Annotated in this window: 15 protein-coding genes; 3 read left to right on the top strand and 12 right to left on the bottom strand. The window is 65.5% G+C overall.

The genetic code is table 11. The features are described from left to right. The first annotated feature begins 23 nt into the window (after nt 1–23). The 3 genes from ACWHYV_RS06465 to ACWHYV_RS06455 all read left to right on the top strand — a co-directional run bounded on the left by ACWHYV_RS06465 (nt 24) and on the right by ACWHYV_RS06455 (nt 4,235). On the top strand, nt 24–2,726 hold the full coding sequence (locus ACWHYV_RS06465) for a DUF4118 domain-containing protein (RefSeq protein WP_447979841.1): 2,703 nt from the start codon (nt 24–26) through the stop codon (nt 2,724–2,726). Continuing rightward, nucleotides 2,723–3,439 carry a response regulator gene (locus ACWHYV_RS06460; protein ID WP_447979840.1) on the top strand — a complete coding sequence of 239 codons (717 nt, stop codon included), beginning with the start codon at nt 2,723–2,725 and terminating at the stop codon, nt 3,437–3,439. The genes ACWHYV_RS06465 and ACWHYV_RS06460 overlap by 4 nt, the downstream gene beginning before the upstream one ends. Nucleotides 3,440–3,905: 466 nt before the next feature. Next, nucleotides 3,906–4,235, top strand: coding sequence for a hypothetical protein (locus ACWHYV_RS06455; RefSeq protein ID WP_447979839.1), 330 nt, complete (start codon nt 3,906–3,908; stop codon nt 4,233–4,235). A 498-nt stretch (nt 4,236–4,733) separates the two neighbouring features. On the opposite strand, the gene ACWHYV_RS06450 is transcribed toward ACWHYV_RS06455, so the two are convergent. The 12 genes from ACWHYV_RS06450 to ACWHYV_RS06395 all read right to left on the bottom strand — a co-directional run bounded on the left by ACWHYV_RS06450 (nt 4,734) and on the right by ACWHYV_RS06395 (nt 21,371). Beyond that, the gene (locus ACWHYV_RS06450; RefSeq protein WP_447979838.1) at nt 4,734–6,446 is read right to left on the bottom strand and encodes an IPT/TIG domain-containing protein; all 1,713 of its coding nucleotides are present in this window, start codon (nt 6,444–6,446) and stop codon (nt 4,734–4,736) included. 89 nt (nt 6,447–6,535) lie between these two features. Next, entirely contained in the window at nt 6,536–7,549 is a 1,014-nt protein-coding gene (locus tag ACWHYV_RS06445) for an L-threonylcarbamoyladenylate synthase (RefSeq protein WP_447979837.1), read from the bottom strand. 55 nt (nt 7,550–7,604) lie between these two features. Then, nucleotides 7,605–8,402, bottom strand: coding sequence for a sulfate adenylyltransferase subunit CysD (gene cysD / locus ACWHYV_RS06440; RefSeq protein WP_447979836.1), 798 nt, complete (start codon nt 8,400–8,402; stop codon nt 7,605–7,607). A 17-nt stretch (nt 8,403–8,419) separates the two neighbouring features. After that, nucleotides 8,420–10,783, bottom strand: coding sequence for a hypothetical protein (locus ACWHYV_RS06435; RefSeq protein WP_447979835.1), 2,364 nt, complete (start codon nt 10,781–10,783; stop codon nt 8,420–8,422). A gap of 29 nt (nt 10,784–10,812) precedes the next feature. Further along, the gene (locus ACWHYV_RS06430; RefSeq protein WP_447979834.1) at nt 10,813–11,256 is read right to left on the bottom strand and encodes a hypothetical protein; all 444 of its coding nucleotides are present in this window, start codon (nt 11,254–11,256) and stop codon (nt 10,813–10,815) included. Next, nucleotides 11,253–12,227, bottom strand: coding sequence for a hypothetical protein (locus ACWHYV_RS06425; protein ID WP_447979833.1), 975 nt, complete (start codon nt 12,225–12,227; stop codon nt 11,253–11,255). Before ACWHYV_RS06425 ends, ACWHYV_RS06430 begins: the two co-directional genes overlap by 4 nt. A 347-nt stretch (nt 12,228–12,574) precedes the next feature. Further along, on the bottom strand, nt 12,575–14,002 hold the full coding sequence (locus tag ACWHYV_RS06420) for a sigma-54-dependent transcriptional regulator (RefSeq protein ID WP_447979832.1): 1,428 nt from the start codon (nt 14,000–14,002) through the stop codon (nt 12,575–12,577). 28 nt (nt 14,003–14,030) lie between these two features. After that, nucleotides 14,031–16,061: a PAS domain S-box protein gene (locus ACWHYV_RS06415; protein WP_447979831.1), complete on the bottom strand. Its 2,031-nt coding sequence runs from the start codon at nt 16,059–16,061 to the stop codon at nt 14,031–14,033. Nucleotides 16,062–16,125: 64 nt separating this feature from the next. After that, entirely contained in the window at nt 16,126–16,467 is a 342-nt protein-coding gene (locus tag ACWHYV_RS06410) for a P-II family nitrogen regulator (RefSeq protein ID WP_447979830.1), read from the bottom strand. Nucleotides 16,468–16,490: 23 nt separating this feature from the next. Continuing rightward, on the bottom strand, nt 16,491–16,850 hold the full coding sequence (locus ACWHYV_RS06405) for a P-II family nitrogen regulator (RefSeq protein WP_447979829.1): 360 nt from the start codon (nt 16,848–16,850) through the stop codon (nt 16,491–16,493). A 56-nt stretch (nt 16,851–16,906) separates the two neighbouring features. Next, complete coding sequence (locus tag ACWHYV_RS06400) at nt 16,907–20,101, bottom strand: DUF2309 domain-containing protein (RefSeq protein ID WP_447979828.1); 3,195 nt, start codon at nt 20,099–20,101, stop codon at nt 16,907–16,909. A gap of 4 nt (nt 20,102–20,105) precedes the next feature. Then, nucleotides 20,106–21,371, bottom strand: coding sequence for a proton-conducting transporter transmembrane domain-containing protein (locus tag ACWHYV_RS06395; RefSeq protein ID WP_447979827.1), 1,266 nt, complete (start codon nt 21,369–21,371; stop codon nt 20,106–20,108). Nucleotides 21,372–21,373 lie beyond the last annotated feature (2 nt).

The following is a 21,373-nucleotide window of genomic DNA, read 5'->3' as shown; positions in this document are numbered from 1 at the left end:
GCTCCCTGTAGTGCAGGTCACCCATGGCAAGCCATCGTCCGGATCCCGACGCCCTGCTCAAGCGAGTTCAGGAAGAAGAGGTGCGCAAAACGCGCGGCAAGCTGAAAATTTTCTTCGGCGCCACTGCAGGTGTCGGGAAAACATACGCGATGCTCGAAGCGGCGCACGAGCAGAAACGCGAGGGAGTCGACGTCGTCATCGGCATGGTCGTCACCCACGGGCGTGCCGAAACCGAGGAGCTCGTCAAAGGCCTCGAGCCGTTGCCACCGCGCCTCGTCGAGCACCGCGGGGTGCAACTGAAGGAACTCGACGTGGATGCGGCGTTGGCCCGCCGACCCACGCTCGTCTTGATCGACGAATTGGCCCACACCAACGCCCCCGGGTCCCGCCATCCAAAACGCTGGCAGGACGTCGAGGAATTGCTCGCCGCCGGCATGAACGTCTACACCACGGTCAATGTGCAGCATCTGGAGAGCTTGAATGACGTCGTCGCCCAGATTACCGGCATCCGGGTTCGCGAGACGATTCCTGATTCGATTCTCGAAAAGGCGGACGACGTCGAGCTCATCGATCTGCCGCCGGATGATCTCCTCCAACGCCTGAAGGAAGGCAAGGTGTATGTCCCCGAGCAGGCTCAGCAAGCGATTCGGCACTTCTTTAGAAAGGGTAACCTGATCGCCCTCCGTGAATTGGCGCTCCGCTCGACCGCGGAGCGGGTTGATCAACAGATGCAGGTCTACCGCAGAGACCATGCCGTCCCACAGACATGGCCCGCCGCCGAGACGATCCTGGTCTGCGTCAACATGAAACCCCGCGGCGCCATGCTCGTCCGCGCGGCGAGACGGATGGCGGCCGGCCTCCACGCCAAGTGGATCGCCCTCTACGTTCAGACCTCGCGACATCTGCGTTTGCCCGACAGCGAACGCAACCGGGTCGTCGAGACGCTCCGGCTGGCCGAGCAACTCGGAGCCGAGACGGTCACCCTGACCAGCGATCACGTGAGCCAAGAGATCCTGACATACGCTCGTGAGCGCAATGTCACGAAGATCGTGGTGGGCAAGCCTGTGCGCGCACGGTGGAAGGAATGGCTCGTGGGATCGGTCGTACAGGATCTGGTGAGGAACAGCGGCGATATCGATATTTACGTCATGACGGGAGAGGCGGGAGACAGCCGGCCCTTGCAGCGCCACAAGGTCCGCCAGAAGATCAACTGGATGCTCTACGGCAAGGCTGCCGCCGTCGTTTCGGTCTTTACCGCCCTCAATTGGCTGTTGTTCCCGTACTTCGGGGTGGCCAATCTCATTATGGTCTACCTCTTGGGCGTCGCCTTTGTTGCCACTCGGTGGGGCCTTGGCCCGTCGATACTCGCCTCGGTCACCAGTGTCGCGGCTTTTGATTTCTTCTTCATCCCCCCGTACCTGACCTTCGCGGTGTCGGACACGCAATACTTTGTGACGTTTGCCGTCATGCTGACGATCGCACTCCTCATCAGTCGCCTGACCGTCCGGCTCCACCAAGAAGCATTCGCCGCCCATCAACGCGAGAAGCGAACGGCGGTGTTGTACGCGATGAGCCGCGAGCTGGCCAAACATCGCAAGATGACCGATTTGATTGCCGCAGCTTCACGCCACATCCACGAGACGTTCGGGAGCCAAGTGGCGTTCTTCTTGCCGGATGATACGGGTCGGCTCGTCCTCCAGCGAACGCACAACCTTTTTTTTGAAGTCGCGCCCAAAGAAAAGGGCGTCGCGCAGTGGGTGTACGAGCATGGGCAGCAGGCGGGCCTGGGGACCGACACGCTGCCCGGATCAGCCGCTCTCTACTGGCCGCTCGTGGGGACGCAGGGAACCGTCGGTGTTGTCGCGGTTCGTCCTCCTCAAGAAGGGCATCGTTTGGATCTTGAACAATTGCACCTCTTGGAGACGCTGGCCAACCAAACGGCGATCGCCCTCGCGCGCGCCCGTTTGGCGAAGCAGTCGCACGTGGCACAGGTACAGGCCGAAACTGAACGCCTTCGCAGTACCATCCTGAGCGCTGTGTCTCACGATCTTCGGACACCCTTGGCGACGATCACCGGCGCGGCGAGTACGGCATTGAGCTCGCTCAATGGAGAGAAGCCCGAACACATCAGACAGATGCTGCAGGCCATCTATGATGAGGCCAATCGGTTGGATCGGCTCGTGCGGAACTTGCTGGACATGACGCGGCTGGAAGCCGGCGCCATCGACGTCAAGAAAGAATGGCATCCAATCGAAGAAGTTGTGGAGGGTGCCTTGACTCGGATGGAGAGGCGGCTTGAGGGCCGCCACATCAACACTCATTTCGCATCAAACTTGCCGCTCGTCCCCATTGATGGCGTCCTCATCCAACAAGTGCTGATCAATCTGTTGGAGAATGCGATCAAGTACAGCGAGCCCGGGCCTCCGATCGACTTGAGCGCATGGGTCGAGGACGACGAGCTGGTCCTTGAAGTGGCCGACGGTGGACCGGGCATTCCTGACGGGGACGAAGAGCGGATCTTCCAGAAGTTTTATCGTGGAGGTCGCCAGGAAGGTGGCGTGGGGCTGGGGCTCACAATCTCTCGAGGCATCATCGACGCGCATGGGGGACGAATACAAGCGTACAATCGCGCCCGCGGGGGGGCGACTTTTCGTATTTCCTTGCCACTCGGCGGCACGCCACCGCCCGTGGCATACCAGGAGATCGAATCACGGACTGACCGATGAACACTGTCGCCGATCAACAGGCGATCACCGCGTTGATCATCGAGGACGAGCCGGAAATTCGTCGATTTTTGCGTGCATCATTGACGGAGCATGGCTTTCGTTATTACGAAGCGAGAACGGGTCGTGACGGCCTCACGGAAGCGGCGTCGAGGAATCCCGATATCATTCTGGTAGATCTGGGCTTGCCGGATATGGATGGCACCAGCATCATACGGCAGTTACGGGAGTGGACCTCCATTCCCATCATCGTGTTATCGGCCCGCGATCAGGAAGCTATCAAGGTCGCAGCGCTCGACCTCGGCGCTGATGATTATGTGACAAAGCCCTTTAGCATCAACGAACTGTTGGCTCGGATGCGGGCCAGTCTTCGACAGATGGCTCGTGCCTCTGTCGACCACACCAAAGCCATTTTCTCAACTGGCGCGCTGACACTCGACCTCGACCGACGCGAGCTCATGGTGAACGGCACCGAAGTTCATTTGACCCCTCTTGAATACAAGCTGCTCGCCACGCTCGTGAGATATGCCGGCAAAGTCGTGACGCATCGTCAGCTTCTCAAAGAAGTTTGGGGGCCGTTGCATCTTGATGAGCCGCACTATGTTCGCGTCTATATGCGTCAGCTTAGAAATAAAATTGAAGATAATCCAACCCGGCCCAGATACCTCGTTACTGAGTTGGGCGTCGGTTACAGACTCAAGGTCGATGAAGTATAGGAGTGAGAGCCGCCATGGTGAGGGCTCAGGGCTGCGTTGAAGGAGGGACTTTTCCCATGGGTTCCCCTGTCATGTAGGTTCGGACCTCCCTGATCACCGCGTTCAGGTCCGCGATGGCCGCCCCGAGCTTCTCGACCGTCCGCACCTGATCCTCTGTGGCGAGCTGTTGGCACTCCTCGAGGCTCATCCCGATCGCGCAATCCAGTCTTTTGGTCCTCGATCAGCCCCGGCATTACCAAACGGGGGCGCATCGTCTGGATCAGCCCGCGACGAACCCTCGCTGCCGTTCAGGTCGGCGGGCCGGTGCAGTTCGTGTCGGAGGAAGAGTTGCGACAACCCTCTGGCGCCAGCGGCGGCCGCGGCGCTCTTCACAACGCTGCCCCCTGCCGATAGCCAAGAGCCTCCCGAACGCAAGCGCTGTCTGCGTGTCCTGTCCTCTGCATATCCTGCCTGGACGGTTCGGTCGATGACCCTGCTGAAAGCCGTCCGAACCTCGTCCCGATCGGGACAACGGTGGCGCGTCTTTTGTCAGGCAGCGGTGCTCGAAGACGGGACAGGGGGTCTCATCCTCGACATGGAGAGCGGGCCCGTATGGCATCGCGGCGTGGCGCTCACGGCGCAAGAATTGGAAGTCTGGCCTCCGGCGCCTGGTCCCCACCGGATCGGCATCCCGAGCGAATGGGACGCCATCGATATTCCCCAACGGGAGATGGCACGGATCATTCAGGACGTTCAGAGCGCCTTGGCCGCCCGTCGATCCATAGCTGTCCCGCCCCCATCTCGCCCGGCCTGCTGAGTCGAGAGCCTCGCCTGAGGAAGATGCCTGGCCCCCGTGGAGTCTCCCGCCCGCCCTGGCTTTCTCCCACACATCGAGCGTATTGTCCACGGCTTCCTTCATGCAGGTGAGCAGGGCCTTGCGCGGGTTGTCGAAACCGAGTAGATGCCGATTCTTCGTGAAGAACTCGAAGACGGAAACCTCGCGCTGCCCGGCGCCCATCTCCACTGCCGTGACGGTCTGGCGCCCGTTGAGGGGTCGAACGGCGGGAGGCGTGGGGGGACGGGCTTGGCACTCGCGGCGGGCGACGATACAACGAACGATGTCTGTTTGGCCATTGATCCTCTCAGGGTGTGAAAAAGCGGCGTGTCCTGCACATTCCGGCGGGCTGAAGGAACGCGGGGGCGGATCGAGGCCCGGCACGGACTGAGAAAGTGGCGCGGGCGCGAGGCGAGCACAGAGCGGGAGCGGCGGCGCGTGGCCGGACCGCGGTCCGGCACACCGCCCCCAGGGACAGCACTATTGGCCGGCGCTGGCCCCGAAATACTGATCGGTGAAGAACCGTTGGTCCGGCAGACCGGTCCGGAGGATCGTGAACTCGCCGGCGTCGGCGGTCACCCATCGCTTGGCGGTGCAGCACCGGCCATCCGGCAGGAGGTCCCACGAGCCGCGCCGAATCGTGAGCGGACCGGTCGCAAGATCGGGGTGAAACGCTTCCCGTTGGCCGATGCCAAACAACAGCCGGCGAGGCACCCGCGCCTGAATCTCGGTATCGGTCCAGGAAACGACGAGCGCACCAATGTTGTTGAAGAGCACCTCCGTTCGCGAGACGTTCTCGCGCAGGTCGATCGGGAGGAAGTCATGTCCCGCCTCGTTGAGCCCCAGTTGCGTCGCCTCGGCGGTCTTGAGAAATGCGCCGAACCCCGATCCCCTGATGGTAATGATCTCGTCCAATCCCGCTGAGGTCGGGCTCACCGACTCGACGCGCGGTTCGACGAGCGTGAACGTGCCGGCGACGGTATCGATCGTGCCTCGTTCGGCACAACAGGACCCGTCGGGATGGGGGCGGTGCCCGCCCCGGCGGACGACGATGGGCCCGCTCTGCGCGCTGTACGGGACCCACACGTCGATCTTGTCGTCATGCCACCGGTAAATGATGCCCGGCACGCCTCCGAACTCGACGGCATTCTCCCCCTTGTCGAAATCGGCGAAGGCGAACGGCGTGGAGCCGCTTTCCGAGTAGGAGCCGAAATGCTGCCCCTTCACGCGCACGAGGCTCCCGACCGGCGCCTGTGTCGGCGACAGCGCGGTCACCACCGGAACCTGAACGGCAAACGTGCCAATCGTCCGGCTGGTCTCGCCCCGCTTGAGCACAAGCGGGCCGCTCGTGGCCCCCAACGGGACATGGGTCACGATCATGGTATCGGTCCATTGCGCAATCGCCCCGGGATGGCCGTTGAAAAGCATCGCATGCTCGGACGACGCCTTCGTCCCGAATCCCTGTCCGAAGACCACCACTTTCGTTCCCACTGGTCCTGCCATGGGATCGACGCGAATCGACGGGATCACCCTCACCGCCCCAGCGTTGCTCGCCACGTACTGGACCGGCGCACAGCAGGAGCCGTCCGGCAACGGATCGGAAGAGGCGAGTTGCACGATCACCTCGCCGGACGCGGCCGTCGCGGGAACTTGGACTTCGATGAGATCGTCCCGCCAGTGCTCGCTCCGCACCATCGCGCCCCCCACGAGGACGTGGTTGACGCCGAACATCACGTTGGGATCTTTGGAGCCGGCGGTCGGACCGAACCCTCGTCCCACGATCCGGATCGTGGTGCCCGGCTCAGCTTGCGCGGGCTCGACGGCCGCAATGACCGGGGTCTGCACCGTAAACGTCCCCGCCGCCACCGTCTTCTTGCCGACGACCACGTGCACAGGCCCGCTGGTGGCGCGAGAGGGCACCCGGACCTCGATCCGATCCGGATCCCAGCGTTGGACCAATGCCGACACGCCATTGAACCGGACCTGATTGAGCTGCGCCGTCTGGAACGCCCCGAATTTCGGCCCCCTGAGGACGACCGTCGTCCCAGGCGACGCCACGGGGGGCACCAGGGTCACGGCGCTCCCCGAACGGGACGCCGCCTCCGCCATGTCGCCGACCGGGAACAGGGCGAAGACATACGGGAGGACACACAAAACGAGTCCGAACCGCACACCGAGGCCAAAGATTGTCATGTCATGCTCCACGGTTGAAGATTCACGTACGATCCCGCCGCTCAACGACGTGCCGGGGAGTCGAGGTCCGCGCCCCGGACGTGATCGATTCATCCTGACGGACTGACCGTGGGCGCGTCCTGCGGCACCGCACACCGCCGCAAGCGGTCCATGATGGCGACGCCTAGGCCATGCTCCCCGCACGGCTCCGCGTACAGACGATTGAGGCCCAGGGCATCCAACCGGCGCAACGCCGCGAACAGATGTCGGGCGCCTTCCCGCAGGTCGCCGGACGACGAGAGTCGCTCGATGGCGGAGAAGGCCTGCTCATCGCCTTTGCGGACGGACCACGCCAACAGTCCGGCTCGTTCCCGCGGCGCGAGTTGAGGTCGCGCACCTGGTGTCGCGAGCACGGTGAGCGGCGTGCGCGTGGCATAGTGCCGCGCCGCGCTTCCGGGCAGGCAGGGCATCGCACGCGGCCCCGACGACTGGACGGCCCGGCCCATCACGTCCTCCAGCACGTTTATTGGGATACCGCCCGGGCGCAGAACCTCGACACCGCGGTCGGTTACGGCGACGATGGTCGACTCCACCCCGACGGCGCAGGGCCCGCCGTCCACAATGAGGTCCACGTGCTCAGCGAGGCCCTCGAGCACGTGCGCGGCTGTCGTGGAGCTGACATAGCCGAAGGGATTGGCGCTCGGGGCCGCGATCGGCGTCCCGACCTCCCGGATCAGTGCCCGGGCGATGGGATGGTTGGGCAGGCGCACCGCGACGGTCGGGAGCCCGGCCGTGACCAGGTCCGGCACCACGTCTTGCTTCGGTACCACCACGGTCAGGGGACCCGGCCACAGGGCGCGGATGAGCCGCTCTTCGTCGGCGGAAAGGGGCCGCGCGACCCGTTCGAGCATCGCGCGGTCTGCGACGTGGACGATGAGCGGATCGAAGCGCGGGCGCCGTTTGGCTTCGAAAATTTTGAGCACGGCGGTGGGATTGAGCGCGTCCGCCCCCAGTCCGTAGACGGTCTCGGTCGGAAAGGCGACGAGCCCGCCGGCACGAATGATCTCCGCAGCCTCTTGCATCGCCCCCGGCTTCCCGGCCGGGACCACCCTCGTCCTCGTCATGGCCAGCCCGCCCGATCGCGAGCGACTGGTGGCCGGCCCGCGTTCACCGCCACGATTACATGTGCCCCAGTTTGCGGAGCAGTTCCAAACCACGCCCCTCGTCCTGCGCTCGTCCCGCCCGTTCGGCGATGGTCGTCGAACGCAATTCGACGATAACGTCCCCCACGGTTCTCGCGCACGATGCCATGGTGCCCGTACACGGTACACACCCCAGGCTGCGGTACCGTTGGCCGTCCCCACGGTCGAAATACAGATCCGGCAGCGGGATGCGCTCCAGCTCAATGTATTCCCAGATGTTCAACTCCGTCCAATCCAACAGCGGGTGGACGCGGATATGCGAGCCGGGTGGAAACGAGGTCGTGTATTGATCCCAGAGCTCCGGGGGCTGATCGCGAAAATCCCATTCGCCGTGTTTGTCCCGCAGGGAGAAATACCGCTCCTTGGCGCGCGTCCCCTCCTCGTCCGCCCGGATCCCCAGGATGATGGCGGTCCACCCGTGCTCGGCAATCGTCTGCTTGAGCGCGTCGACCTTCAGCGCGGTGCAGCAGGTCACCCGTCCCTGCGTATGGTGCATCCCCGCCGCCAACGCCTCCTTGTTCTGGCCGACCACGAGATTCAACCGCCAGTCCCGGCACAGGCGGTCCCGATACTCGAGCAGCGCGGGCATTTCGTACCCGGTGTCGATGTGGACCAACGGGAACGGCACATGACCGAAGAACGCCTTGCGCGCAAGCCAGAGCAGCACGGTGGAATCCTTGCCCATGGACCAGAGCATGGCCAACCGATCGAAATGCTCGTAGGCCTCGCGCAGGATGTAGACGCTTTGATCTTCGAGTGCCCGGAGGTGCTGCATGGTCTTCTAATGGCCTTCTAATAGGCCGCCGGCTTTGAGAGCGGGCGGTTCGAGACCATGTCGAGCACCCGGACCGTGTCGAACTTGGCCACGGCATCGCCTTGCACGACGGGGCCCACCCGGCTGATCTCTCCAATCGCGTCCTGCGTCACGGCGTGCACCTCCGTCCCGTCGAAATAGATTTCCAGCCGCGGCAGGCTGACATTGACGAAGTTGCTGCGCTGCACGCGGAGACGGTGCCAGCCGCTTTTCGTCGGTCTGACCGGCGCGCTGCCGACGAGCACCGCCCGTCCGTTCTCGATCCGCTGAATCACGATCGTATTGCTCGCCGGGAGGAAGATCACCGCATAGAGTCCCTGGCCGTCCCGTCCAGCCAGCGCGAGTCCTGCCCCGGCCGAGTCACCACCCGAAACGACCTGCACGTGCGCCGTCACATCGGGATATTCGAACGGCGTCACGTCGGCCAGGAACAGCTGCCAGCACTGCGGGCTCCCGCAGGCGACCGACGGGGCCAGGACGTGGGGTGGCGAGGGGGCTTCCGGATCCTGCTCGACCCGCCAGGCCGCCGTCGCGCTTTCCCCGACCGCGACCGCCGAGAAGGTCGACGGCACGTGGCCGACCGCGTCGCGATCGAATTCCCAGTGGCGCAGAATATCCTGTGCGGGGGGACGCGCATGGATGCCCACTTCGAGCACGTCGGGGGATCGCGCGGAGCGCAGCAAGGTGATGGTTTCGGCTTCGGGCACCACCGCCTTCACCACGTCGTTGCCGATGAGGTGATCCCACATCTTGTCGACGCCGGCAATCTGATCATGCCACTGCCGGGCGAGCGCGGCGCTGGCCTGGAGCGCGACGAGATTCCGCGGCACCGCCAGCGCCTCGACGAGCAAGACGGATTCCGTCGCGAGCAGCTTCTCTTCGGGAGCGCCCACCATCGCCAGCGCCTGCTGGGCTTCGTCCTTGGCTTGTCCCAGCCAGGGATGGTCATACCGCCGGTTCCAGGACACCCATTGGATGCGATCCCAGGCGATCTCGGCCAACACGCGTCCCCGCTCGGCGACTTCGGTGTCGGGCAGATCCTTGAGCAGCGCCTCGTGCACCCGGAGGGCCGCCTCCCCCTCGTTGTTCCATCGATACACCGTTCCGAGCCGGCGGCGAATCTCGGGAGCGGCGGACGGTCCCACGCCGGCCGTCTCCAAGGCCGCAATTGCTCCATACAGCGCATCGGCCGCCGGCTCATCACCGGCCGCCACAGCGGTCAGCTCCTGTCGCCATGTTTGCGCCTGAAGATTCCAGTACAGCTCCGCGAGTCGATCGCGCGAGGAGGCCTCCGCGGCGTTGATGCCGCTGCGCTTCAGACCTTCGGAGAGAAACTCGTCATACAGCTCTCGACCGAGCCGCGCATTCACGGCTTGATCCCGCGCGTCGATGAGCAAGAGTCGCGTCAAGATCGCCACGCGATCCCGCGGCGAGGTCGCGCGAGACAGGCCCTGCAAGCCGGCCTGGAAGGCGGCGTCCGCGGAGGCCCGGTCCCACCACCGCGGGGACCCCGGCACCAGCATGCCGCGGATGATTCCATCGCTCGCACGACCGGCGGCATGTTCCGTCACTCGATGGCCTTCGGGCGGCACGCCGTATTCCACGCCGGGCAACGAGGGCGCGTCGGACAGCGCTTCGTTCACGACGGCTGCATCGCGCGGATATCCGTGCGCCCGCAGACCGGAGACGACGACGAACCGAGCCGTCACTTCCCGCACCGGACCATACCGGCGTAGCGCGCCATTCGTCCACCATACTTCATCGGGCTTGAGCGCCAGGGGGGCCGTCATGGGATCCGGGTACGCGACGGTGATGTCGACCGCCGTGCCTCGCACGCTGGCCGGCTCCGCCCCCTTCGACAACACCAGCGCGATCCGTTTCGTCGGCCAGGCCTTGGCGATCTTCACCACCGGCACGGAGCCCGCGTCCTGACGCACGACCGCCGGAGACACGAAGACGCCCGGGGGATACTCCCGCCACAGGACCGACGACCGGTGTCGCTCTGCGAGGACGCCGAAGCCGACGCCTCGTCCCATGGCCCCGAACACGCCGGGCTCCGGATCGTCCGCCACGAGCGCTCGGTGCGCCGCGAGCGTGTCCTGCCAGCACCGCTGCGCGGCGGCAGCGTCGGTCACCGCCTTCCGATGCAGGCAGCCGAGATCCCGGCGGGCCCATTCGGTCGTCTGGCCCGCCGCGAACGCCTCCGCATAGCGGAGCGCCAACTGTGCGGGGTCCGCGGCACGCTCGCCACGTCCGGACCCGGCTGCATCACCTGGCGCGGCGGACGCGAGAAGCGCCAGGCCCACGAGCCCCACCTGCAACCACGTCTTCAGCTGCTGCATATCCTGTACTCCTCCAGTCGTCTCTGTGTTCAATAGTCCGGACGCCCGCTGTACGGTTGGGTTCGACCACAGCGCACCGTCAGCGTGGTGTCGCCGCGGCCGCGGACGCAGTGATCCAAGGACGAGGCGAAATCCAACGTCCCCTGCTCCGTGACCACAAAGGGAAAGTCGAACGTGAACGTGCCGAATCGATAGGCGCCCGGCGTGAGCACAAGCGTGCGCGACTCGGTCGTGCGAAAGGCCTCCGTGCTGTCGGGATCCAAGCTCCAGATGATCGGGGTCACGCCCGGCACGTACCACCACCCTGGCGGCGTGAGCGCCGTCGCGTCGATCGTGATCCGCGCGCCCGCCGACGGAGACCCACCCGCGGCGTCCCGCAGCAGCGTCCCTTGCGCGCAGATCAGCGCCAGCCCGGCCGCCCAGAGCAGGGGGGCTCTCCAATTCCAGCCCCATGCTTTCTGTGATGGGCTCATCGTCCCGTTACCGTCTCGGTTGTCGCCGATGCCACGAAAATGTCGTCAATGGCGCGTCCCTCCCAATCGGTATGGGTGTCGAGGCCGAAGGCCCGCAACACGGTGGGCCCGATATCCAAAATAGAGACCGGATCCGTGATGTGATGCCCCTTCTTGATGCCGGCGCCCCACGCGATCCACGGCACAGCACCTCCCCGCGGCGCATCGCTACGTGGGGCATCCAGTCGGCGTCCATCCTTCCGCTGTGGCACGGCGCCGCCCGCCGTTGCCGGAGCGTGTCCCTGACCGCCGCTCAGGCTGCTGACGAACACCGTGGTACGAGGCAACAAGCCGTAGTCCCGATACAGCTGAAGAACGGAGCCGATCGTCGCGTCGACCGTGTGCAACGCCGTCGCGGACTCGGCTGGCGGCAGGTGCACCACGAGCAGGTGCGGCAGCGCCGCGCTCGCATGACCGTAGCCGTGACCACTGGTGGCCTTCTGGAAGTAGTCGCGGATGTACCGCATGACGGTGGCCGGAGTGCATTCCGGCCGCAACGCCCCGCATCGCTGGTAGTCGACATACGGCTCGGGTCTGGTGAGCTGGTAGAGCGACTCGTCCATCAGGAACACCGCGCTGTCCAGTCCACCGGCCAGATCGAGATAGTCGAACACCATCGGGGCACGCGGAAACCCGCGCGCGAAATCGAAGGCATCCCACGTGACACCATGCTTGTCGACCGGCAGTCCGGTCAGTACCGAGGTCATCGTCGGCAGGCGCCGCCCGGGACTGATGCCCGATGCCGACCAACTGACGGCGCCGTCCTTCACCAGCCCGGCCAACACGGGCATCCCAGGGGCATGCACCACGCTCCGGTCGACTCCTTCCAGCACGAACAGAATCACCCGTTCGGCCGCCGCCGCCTGGGCCAGAGCAAGACCGTGCCAGAGACTTCCTAAGACCAGCAATAGGACCAGCACCCCGTGAACCATTCGCCACCCTCTTCCTTCCAGAAAGGTTGATGCCTCGACCCACCTCGGCTTAGCAAATGAAATTCCAGAAACGCCGAGCGGGTCGACGGCGTCGCCCCCCTCTCTAACTCTCCAAATATGCTCGACCTTTCTCGTGTCCTACGATTTCGGGTCCGGTTGGGCTGTGCAGTGGCTGCCGGCGGCCTGTGTGCCGGTGCACCGTCGCCGCACCGATCGTGCGGAGGCGCACAGGCACAAGACGAAGCGTGTCAGAGGATTGGGACGTCGGTTCGAAACGTCCCGTTCGTGAGAGGTTGGGGTGATGCCAAGATTCAAGCGCCGAGGGTGAGACGGGAAGTCACGGGGACTTATGGAGGCGGGGACGGGAAATGGGAGTCTTTTTGGCGCCGGCGGTCGAGCATCCATCGGGTGATTCCCAGATACTTGGCGGCCTGGCTCTTGTTCCCGCCGGTGCGCTTGAGTACCTCTTGGATGATCAAGTCCTCGATCTCGGCCAAGGTGTGTTCCCCCAGTCGGAAGTGCATATGGATCTCATCCGGATCGGCATTCGGCGGCCGTGACCCGGTGGCATCCGAGGCCAGCACAGATTGATGTGCGGTGCCCGGCTGCAGGTCCGCGGGAAAGGCGCTGGCGTCCACCACGGCGCCCGGTGAGAACAACACGGCGCGCTCGATGAGGTTGGTCAACTCCCGGATGTTGCCCGGGAAGGCATAGCGCAGGAGGACGTCGCGGGCCGCCTCGCTCAGCATCCGGGCCGGTTTGCGAAGCGCGAGCGCCGAGCGAACGAGACACTGCTCCGCCAAGGGGAGAAGGTCCTCACGACGCTCACGCAACGGCGGCACGGTGAGCGTGACCACGTTCAAGCGGAAGTACAGATCCTCCCGGAATTCGCCTTTCGCCACCGCCTGCTTCAAGTCTCGATTCGTCGCGGCCATGAACCGCACATCCACCGGGATGGTGGCCGTGCCGCCCACCCGCCGGACGCTCCGTTCTTCAATGACGCGCAGCAGCTTGGTTTGAAGCGGCAGCGGGAGATCACCGATCTCATCAAACAGGACGGTGCCGCCGTCCGCCAGCTCGATCAGCCCTGGCTTGCGGACCGCCGCCCCGCTGAACGCGCCTTTCTCATACCCGAACAACTCGCTTTCGAAGAGATCGCACGGGATCGAGGGGCAATCCACCTCGATGCAGGCCTGCTGGGCGCGCGGGCTGTTCCAATGAATGACCCGGGCAAGAAATTGCTTGCCGCAGCCCGTCTCGCCTTGGAGCAGCACGGTCACGCGCTCGTTGCGCGCCACTTCCCGGACCTGCTGGACGAGCGCCTGCATGGCCGGGCTGTTCGCAATGAGGCGGTCCAGCCCGTACCGTTCCGCCTCCTGCCCGGTCTGATGATGGAGCCGTCGGCTGACGGCCAGGAATTCGGTGGCCCGTCGCAGACTCAACAACAGATCGTCCAACTCGATCGACTTGGCGATGAAGTCGTACGCGCCGAGCCGCATCGCTTCCACGGCATCCCGCACCGTCCCACGCGCGGTCAGCAGGATCACGGGCACGGTGGGCTCGATCTGCCGGATTCGTACGAGCACCTCGATGCCCGACATCTTCGGCATGACCAAATCCAAGATCACCACATCCGGAGCGGAGGCCTGAATCTTGCTCAAGGCTTCGTCGCCGGACCCGGCCGTGTCGACCACGAAGCCCTGGTCGGCCAGGCGAAGCGAGAACGCCTCGCGCACCGATCGCTCGTCGTCTACGTAGAGAATGGACCAGGACATGGACAATTCCAGGACACGGTAACCGGGGTTACGTCGCCTCACGCCCGGGGTGGTTCCCGGCGCCTTGCGTCACGGGCAGCCAGATCTCCACGACCGCGCCGCTTCCCGGGGGACTCATGATCGCAAACTGCCCCCCGGAGCGTTCGACGAGGTCGCGGCTCAGGGTGATGCCCAACCCCACCCCTTTCGCCTTTCCGCTCGTGAAGAACGGCTCATAGATTCGGGCGAGCACGTCGGCTGTGATCCCCGGTCCGGTGTCCGCAATGGTCGTGAGGACGCCCGGTCGGTTGCGCGCCTGGGCCACCATGGTGATCGTCAACCGTCCGCCCTCGCCCATCGCCTCGACGGCATTCATGACGACGTTGAGCCAGACCTGCTGGAGATGAGCCCGTGAGGTTTCGATGAGCGGTAACCCCGGCTCGATCTGCTGGACGACCGAGATGCGGGCGGCCGTCAGTTTCGTCCGCAACAGGGCGAGGGTATCCTCGAGCAACGCGGGCAAGTCGCACGGGCGAAACTCGATCTGGCGCGGCGGCAACTGAGCGAGATGCGATTCCAAAATGTCGTCGATACGGCTTGCCTCTTGTGCGATCAGCCGGCACTTGTCCCGCACGGCGGCCGGCACCGTCTCCTGCTCGGCGATGTGCAGCGCGAGTCCACCGATGCCGATCAGCGGATTACGCACCTCATGCAGGATCCCTCCGGCAAGCTGCCCGACCAGCTTGACCTGCTCGGCATGACGCAACGCCTCGAGCATCACCTCGCGCTCGGTCAAGTCAGTCACGATGGCCAAATAGTGCCGAATCGTCCCGTCCGGATCCTTGACCGGGCTCATGCTGGCCCACACAAGGCACTCCGTCCCGTCCTTGCGACGATGCATGAGGCGGTCGGCGAAGGGCCTCGCCGCGGTCAGCACCTTCCACAGCCGCTCATCTAATGTCGAAGGATGCACGTGGGCCCTGCCGCCGTCACCGATAACGTCCTCCCGCGTCCAGCCGGTTATCCGCTCCATCGCGGGGTTCCACTCGAGCAGGCGGCCCTCGGCATCCATGAGGACGATGCCGTCCTGAACCAATTCGAACAGGCGATGGTACAGCTGCAGCCGCGTTTCGTCCCGCCGCCATCGCTCCAGCACGGTGGCAATCGCGTTGGCCGCGGAGCAGAGGAACTGCAGTTCCTTGTCGGTGAAGTCCCGAATGCGTTTGCTGTGCGCGCCCATGACCCCATAGACCTGATCCTGCACCATCATGGGCACGCTCATGCCCGAGATGCCTCCGTGGTCGGACAGCAGCTTGGAAGGCGTGAACCGCGTCTCTGTGCGCATATCTCGGACGATCACCGGTCGACGTTCACGGATCGCATAGCCGGCTTGCGAGTGCGTGCCGCCCTCGACCGTCAGGCTCCCGATCAAGCCGTCGCGCCAGCCCACCCCGGCCACGAGATAGAGGTGCGCGTCCGATTCCCGGGGAATGAGGATCTTGCAGAGCTCGACTTGCAACGCCTCGGCCGTCAGCCGGGCGGCTTCGTTCATGACCTCCTGTACCCCCACGCCACTGACCGCAAGCGACGCGATCCGTGCCAACACAGATTGAAATCGCCCGACGGCCACCGCCTCCGCCGCGGTGTGCTCCTGGCGCGTGACGTCCTCGAGCACGACCAAGACCGCCTGCCGACCGCCAGCCGGCACGACGACGAATCGCCCTTCGTACGTCAGGGGCAGACCGGCCGCATCGCGGCTTTGATAACGTCGGACGTGCCGGCTGCCGATCGGCCGACCGGCCAGACCACCGGCATCGGCACACAACTGCGCCAGCGTGGCCGGTGGGAGACTTGCCTCAGTGAAGGAGGCGTCGACGGCACTCGCCGCCGGGTCGGCGTTCGGCACGAGGATCTGAAAGCGGGGATTCTGAAAAATCACATCCCCGTCCAAGAGGACCGCGAGCCCGCCGTCTGTGCTGTCGGACAGCCAGCTGACGATGTCCTGTCGCCGCGCCGCCGCCGCCACGGAGGCGGCCTTGCGACGCGAGCCGCTTCGACCGGTCGCGGGCTTCACGCTCATGGACCGCCGGGGCGCCATGCCGCCGAGTATACAAGGGCACCCAGCCAGGGGTCGAGGGCGGCGACTAGCGACCGGCGGCGGCCGTCCCGAAATACTCCCGCCGGGTCACGAGGACATCGGACAGGAACAGCACCCCGGAGTAGCGGTCCAACAGCGGCCGTAAGCCTGCGAGGATCGGCTCGACCTTGTCCTCGGGCACGACGGTCATGATGAGGACCTGGCTCTCCAGTTCGCTGAACATGAAATGCGTCTCGCGCAGGCCATGATGACCTTTGCCGGAAATATTGCCGAGCATGGTATAGCCCGTCGCCTCGACCTCATCGAGGAGATTCGTCACGAAAGCCTGGTGCTCGCCCGCGACGATCACGCGGACTTCCTTCATCGGATGCAGGGTAAATGTGCTCATCGAGATTCCTCCTTCTAGAGACCTCAGCGTGTCGTGATGCTGACCTCGGCGGTCTGCCCGGCCTCCGCCACGGGCACCCGCTCCGGCGGCCGGCTGCCCGCCAAATCGGAGACGAACATGACGCCGGCATGCCGGCCGAACAACGGGGCGACCCCCGCCAGGATCGGCTGAATCATGTCCTCGGGCACCATCGCGGTGATCATGACGAAGGTCTCCAGCTCATTGAAGATGAACGGGGGTTCGGGAACCGGACCGTGGCCCGCGCGATGGCACAGCACCGTGTAGCCCGTCGCCTGGACCTGATCCAACAGGTCCATGATGAAGGACCGGTGCTTGCCCAACACGATGATCCGAAGCTGTTTCATACAACGCAGTGGCCGCATGTCTCCCTCCTGACCGCGAAATGGTTCTCCCCTCGTCCCTGCCCGTGCCGGCTCGGTTAGTGATCGCATGGCTCCCACTCCTCCTTGCCACGGTAGCGATAGAACCGCCCCTCCTCCGGCTCGAGGGAGACGAGGCGCACCCAGCGATGGAAATAGAAGCGCTGGAGGATCGGATGCCGCTCGATCAAGAGATCGAGCGCCTTACGCGGCGCCTCCACGATGAGCAGTGGCCGCATCGGTTCGTGGTAGGGCTCCTCCCCGTGCATCACCGCCTGTCGCGGAAGTCCCATCTTCAAGTCGCTCTGCGTCCCGAGCATGACACCGATCCGGCCGACCACGTTGTGATAGATTTTGTTCCCGGCGCCGAACGTGTCATTGTCGACCGTCGAGAAGTAGTAGCCCATATTGATCCATTCCATGACCTGCCCGGGCGCCGTGAGGATGATCTCCAAGGCCTTGAGGCTGGGATCTTCCCGCCAATCGTACGAATGGAGGAAGACTCGCCCATCGAGGTTCGCGCCTTCCGTCAGCCGACGGCGCCCTACGACGATCGCCGCGTTCCCGGCCAGGCCCCATTCCGAGCGGATCTGACTCCAATCCGCGCTGCGCCGCTGGGTCTCCCGCTCCGGATGGGCCAGTGCCCTCGGCCCGACGTCCGGCAGCGTGGCCAGGCGTTCCCGGCCGGTTCCCAGTCCCGCTTCCTTCAGATCCGTCATGAACCGCACTAAATCTTTCCGATGGGTCGCGGGCACGTCCTCAAGATCGAAGAGTTGCACCGCATCGGTCACCGTATCGACCTGCCCCCCCACGAAGTACGTGTCGTCCGGGATGCGCAGGCCGTTCTTCCGCAGCCGTTCCCGCACCTGCGGCTTGTTGGCCATGGCGGCGATCAGCCGGACGTTCGCCTTTCCGTCGTTGCCGCCGCACGCCCCGCACTCATAGGCCGACTCGTGCGCATTGTTGTCCATGGTGGTGCCGTGCGAGAGGAACGCCACCAGGCGCCCGAAGTGCTGCGTGAGTCCCATCATGCGCAACGCGGTCTCGACCGTGAAGACCTGTTCCTCCAGGGTGAGCCCCGTCTGCGTGATGCGATCCATATCCGCCTCGGCCCACCGCCGGCTGATTCGATACTCATCGCGCAGCACGGTGAGGAAATCCTGCGCCTGACGTCGCGGCAGGTCCGGGATATCCCCCGGAGACTCGCCGTCGAGCTGGAGCGCCGCGATCCGCAGCGCCTCCACGAGTTGCGGTGAGAGCGCGGCGCCCGACAGGCCGAGCCGTTCGCGTAGGGCACGCCGGATGACGGCGCGCTGGTCGGCGGCCAGCATCTCTTCCACTTCCTCGCGCGAGAGTTTGTCGACGGTCAGCGTCGTGGCCACCGGGGGCGTCACGAGGTGAGCGAGCCGCTCGCCCATCCGTTTGAACCAACGCGGCGCGAGCGTCTTCCCGAGAAAGGGCAGGCTGTAGAACCACCCCAGCGATTCGACCATCACGTACGGCGTGATGACGTGCTCCTTCAGATCGTGCAGCAGGGCCTGCACCGTATGCAGCAGGCGCAAGCCCGCGCGGTAGCGGGGCATGGCCGTGGCGGCGGCCGAACGTGGAATCTCCCGCACGGTGTTCCGGGCCTTCATGATGACCGGGAAGCTGTTGACATCATGCCGCCGGTCGAGCGCCCGATACCGGATGAAGCAGATGAAGAAGCCGGCAAAGCCGAGCGTCTCGTATCCCCCGAACGCCTCCAGGTGGCGGCGAAAGCGTTCCGAGCGCACGTCGATGCAGAAGACGGCTTGCGCGAACGGCCGGATCGGCGCGCTACCACCGCCGGCATCCAGCCGACGGATCTGCGCGGCCAGCGTCGCGAGTAGCTCCTGCTGATAGCCGGCCTCAAACGCGCCCAACCAATAGGGCCCATGCTCCGATTCCGGAAACTCATCCAGCCATCTCAGCAGCGTCATGACGCCTTCGGCCGGCCAGGTCGAGACGTCCGCCGTCTCGCACCCCACCGCTTTGGCCAGATGGATGAGCCGCCAGGCGGCCGCCTTCGCCGCGGCACGGGCGGTCGTCTCAGCGTGATGGCGCACCACCTGCTCGGCGAGGGCACGCCACGCGTCCTCGCTCGCGGCCGGCCATCGGTGCGCCAGCCGATCGACCTGGCGGCGAGCCGCATCGGGGAGCCCGCCGGCCTGGCGCTGGCGTCTCAAGTCGTACACGGTGGGATGACGGTCCATGTAGTCGACGAGCGCCGAATAAGTGCCCTCGATGCCAAGCTGCTCGGCGCACGCCTGCATGATAGCCATGCGCTCATACCAGAGCCGTACGGCCAGGTACTGGACGAGGTCGATGGGATAATGCTTGTTCCACTCTGCCGTCACCGGGTCGGGCTGCTCGCTGCGCCACTTGATATGCCCCGTCCACCCCGGGAGCGCGAGCAGATGGCAAGCCAGATACTCCGGCCAATTGGCCTCCGGCACGGCCAACGCGGCGAGGGACTCCAGCACCGACTCTTCCGGCCGTGTCGGCAGCGCGCCTGGCCGGGCGTGCGCGCCCTCGAGCCGCATCCACGCGCCATACAATCCACGGTCGCGCCCCGGCATCGGCCACGCCGCATGGCCTTCATCCACGAACGCGGCAACCCATCGGATCATCCGCGCATTGAGCTCCTCCCACAGCCGCGTCCCGAGCGTTCGATCACACCACTGCGCAAGGGTCACCGACCGGCCGAGCCCCGCACGGTCCTCGTCCACCCGTTGCCGCCGAAGCGTCTCGGCGCTCGGCACGGGCAACAGGGTCTCGAGACGCGCCGCGAGGGCGTCGATCGATGCGCCGTCCGGGTCGTCTTCAGCCCGCGCCTCCATGGCGGCGGCGTCGGGCGCAGTCAATCCGTGCAGCAACTGAGCGCGCAGGACCTCCAGGTGCGTGACCGTGCGGCCCCCCAGGACGACCGGCTGCGCCGTCGCGCGTGGACGGAGCGCGGCATCGATGTGGTCCTGAGTAATGCGCCCCTGCTGGACATAAGCGCGGTAGCGATCGTTGGCCAGGTAGCCGCGTGCCCCCCAGCGCGCCTGCGCCTGACGCACCGCGTCCTCGAAGGGCAGGTCTTCCAGGCCGATCAGTGGGTTGATCGCAATCGCCGTGCGAAGCGGCCAGACCGGAGGAACGACATGCGCCGCCAACTTGACGAGGGCGCGCAGTTCCACCCGCCGCGCTTCGGTGTAGTGGACCTCTTGTGGACGGGTTGCTGTGGCCATCGGGTCACCTTCTGATGAACATCGCGAGCGCGGTGCTTGACTTCGTCTGGGCGGGCTCCGGATAGACGAGGCCGCTGACGCCCAGGAGGGTGATCACCAGCCCTAACGCGACGCCCTCGGACCATCCGAGATCCCGGGGCGGCGCCGTCAGGCGCGGCGTCTCGAACAGCAGACGCTGCATCAGTCCGACGATCCACAGCGTGGCGAGGAACCAGATCGTGAGCGTGAGGATGAGGGCCCAGGCGGTCGGCACGGTCAGGACCATGGCCCAGAATCCGGCAAACACCCCCAGCGTCGGCACGCCCGCGGCTGCCATGACGAGCACGCCGACCAGGACGGCGAAGCGCGGCATCGGCCCCGCGAGCCCTCGCAGTCGGTCGAGATCCTGCGAGCCGTAGCGTCCATCCACATACGACCCCGCGAGGAACAGCCCGCTCAGCGCAAGCGTCACGGCACTGACGTACCACCCCGTGGCGGCATCGACCTGGCTCGTCGTGCCGACGTGCACCCAAAAGAGCGCCAGCAGCACCATGCCGCTGGCCGCCAGGGCTCGGTTGAATTCGGTGTGCACAAAAGCGCGCACCGCGCTGAGCGCCGCCCCGACGACGGCCACCCCCACGATGATGGGCAGCACAGCGGACGGGACAGCAGGGAGCACGATCGACAGCTCATGCCATCCGAGCAGCGGGAGCACGACGATCAGCAGGGCCGGCAGAGTTCCCCGCAAGGCCGTCACCGTACTCACGACGGCGCCATGAAAGGGAAACAGCGGAAGCAAGATCGCGCAGGCGACCAGATGGAAACCAACCGCCGGCACGCCCGTGCCGAGTGCCGCGACCGCGAGGGCCAGGGTCCCGACTAGCCAACCGACGATCCCGGCTACGACGAGGGGCTCGGCACGCTCGAGCCCCCGTCGTGTCATGAGGAGCGCCATGGCTCCCATCACGCCCATCAGCCAGACCTGCCGCAACGGCCCCGCAGTGCCGAGCGCCCCGATGCTCAAGGCAAGGAGGACCAGGGCGATCGGGCCGGTCACCCCGAGGTGGCGGGGACGCTCGCCGAGCATGGCGACGAAGGCAGTGATGGCGATCACGACCCCAATCGCGGCGGCGGTCGGATCACCGATGGGCGCACCCGCCAGCAGCATGGCTCCGGTCCCCCCGGCTACCACCAGCGCCGCGCACCGGGCGGCCCACGGCCAGCCGCGCAGCAGCACGCTCAGGACGGCCCCGATGAATGGAAGCAGAATGGTGATGACGAGTGGTGGCATCA

It is taken from the genome of Candidatus Nitrospira bockiana (genome assembly GCF_965152565.1).
The sequence above is the reverse complement of the archived record's forward strand: the minus strand, read 5'-3'. Positions and strand labels throughout refer to the sequence as shown.

Coding starts and splice junctions, on each gene's coding strand:
- ACWHYV_RS06465 (WP_447979841.1), top strand. CDS start 24: ATGGCAAGCCATCGTCCGGATCCCGACGCCCTGCTCAAGCGAGTTCAG.
- ACWHYV_RS06460 (WP_447979840.1), top strand. CDS start 2,723: ATGAACACTGTCGCCGATCAACAGGCGATCACCGCGTTGATCATCGAG.
- ACWHYV_RS06455 (WP_447979839.1), top strand. CDS start 3,906: ATGACCCTGCTGAAAGCCGTCCGAACCTCGTCCCGATCGGGACAACGG.
- ACWHYV_RS06450 (WP_447979838.1), bottom strand. CDS start 6,446: ATGACAATCTTTGGCCTCGGTGTGCGGTTCGGACTCGTTTTGTGTGTC.
- ACWHYV_RS06445 (WP_447979837.1), bottom strand. CDS start 7,549: ATGACGAGGACGAGGGTGGTCCCGGCCGGGAAGCCGGGGGCGATGCAA.
- cysD (WP_447979836.1), bottom strand. CDS start 8,402: ATGCAGCACCTCCGGGCACTCGAAGATCAAAGCGTCTACATCCTGCGC.
- ACWHYV_RS06435 (WP_447979835.1), bottom strand. CDS start 10,783: ATGCAGCAGCTGAAGACGTGGTTGCAGGTGGGGCTCGTGGGCCTGGCG.
- ACWHYV_RS06430 (WP_447979834.1), bottom strand. CDS start 11,256: ATGAGCCCATCACAGAAAGCATGGGGCTGGAATTGGAGAGCCCCCCTG.
- ACWHYV_RS06425 (WP_447979833.1), bottom strand. CDS start 12,227: ATGGTTCACGGGGTGCTGGTCCTATTGCTGGTCTTAGGAAGTCTCTGG.
- ACWHYV_RS06420 (WP_447979832.1), bottom strand. CDS start 14,002: ATGTCCTGGTCCATTCTCTACGTAGACGACGAGCGATCGGTGCGCGAG.
- ACWHYV_RS06415 (WP_447979831.1), bottom strand. CDS start 16,061: ATGAGCGTGAAGCCCGCGACCGGTCGAAGCGGCTCGCGTCGCAAGGCC.
- ACWHYV_RS06410 (WP_447979830.1), bottom strand. CDS start 16,467: ATGAGCACATTTACCCTGCATCCGATGAAGGAAGTCCGCGTGATCGTC.
- ACWHYV_RS06405 (WP_447979829.1), bottom strand. CDS start 16,850: ATGCGGCCACTGCGTTGTATGAAACAGCTTCGGATCATCGTGTTGGGC.
- ACWHYV_RS06400 (WP_447979828.1), bottom strand. CDS start 20,101: ATGGCCACAGCAACCCGTCCACAAGAGGTCCACTACACCGAAGCGCGG.
- ACWHYV_RS06395 (WP_447979827.1), bottom strand. CDS start 21,371: ATGCCACCACTCGTCATCACCATTCTGCTTCCATTCATCGGGGCCGTC.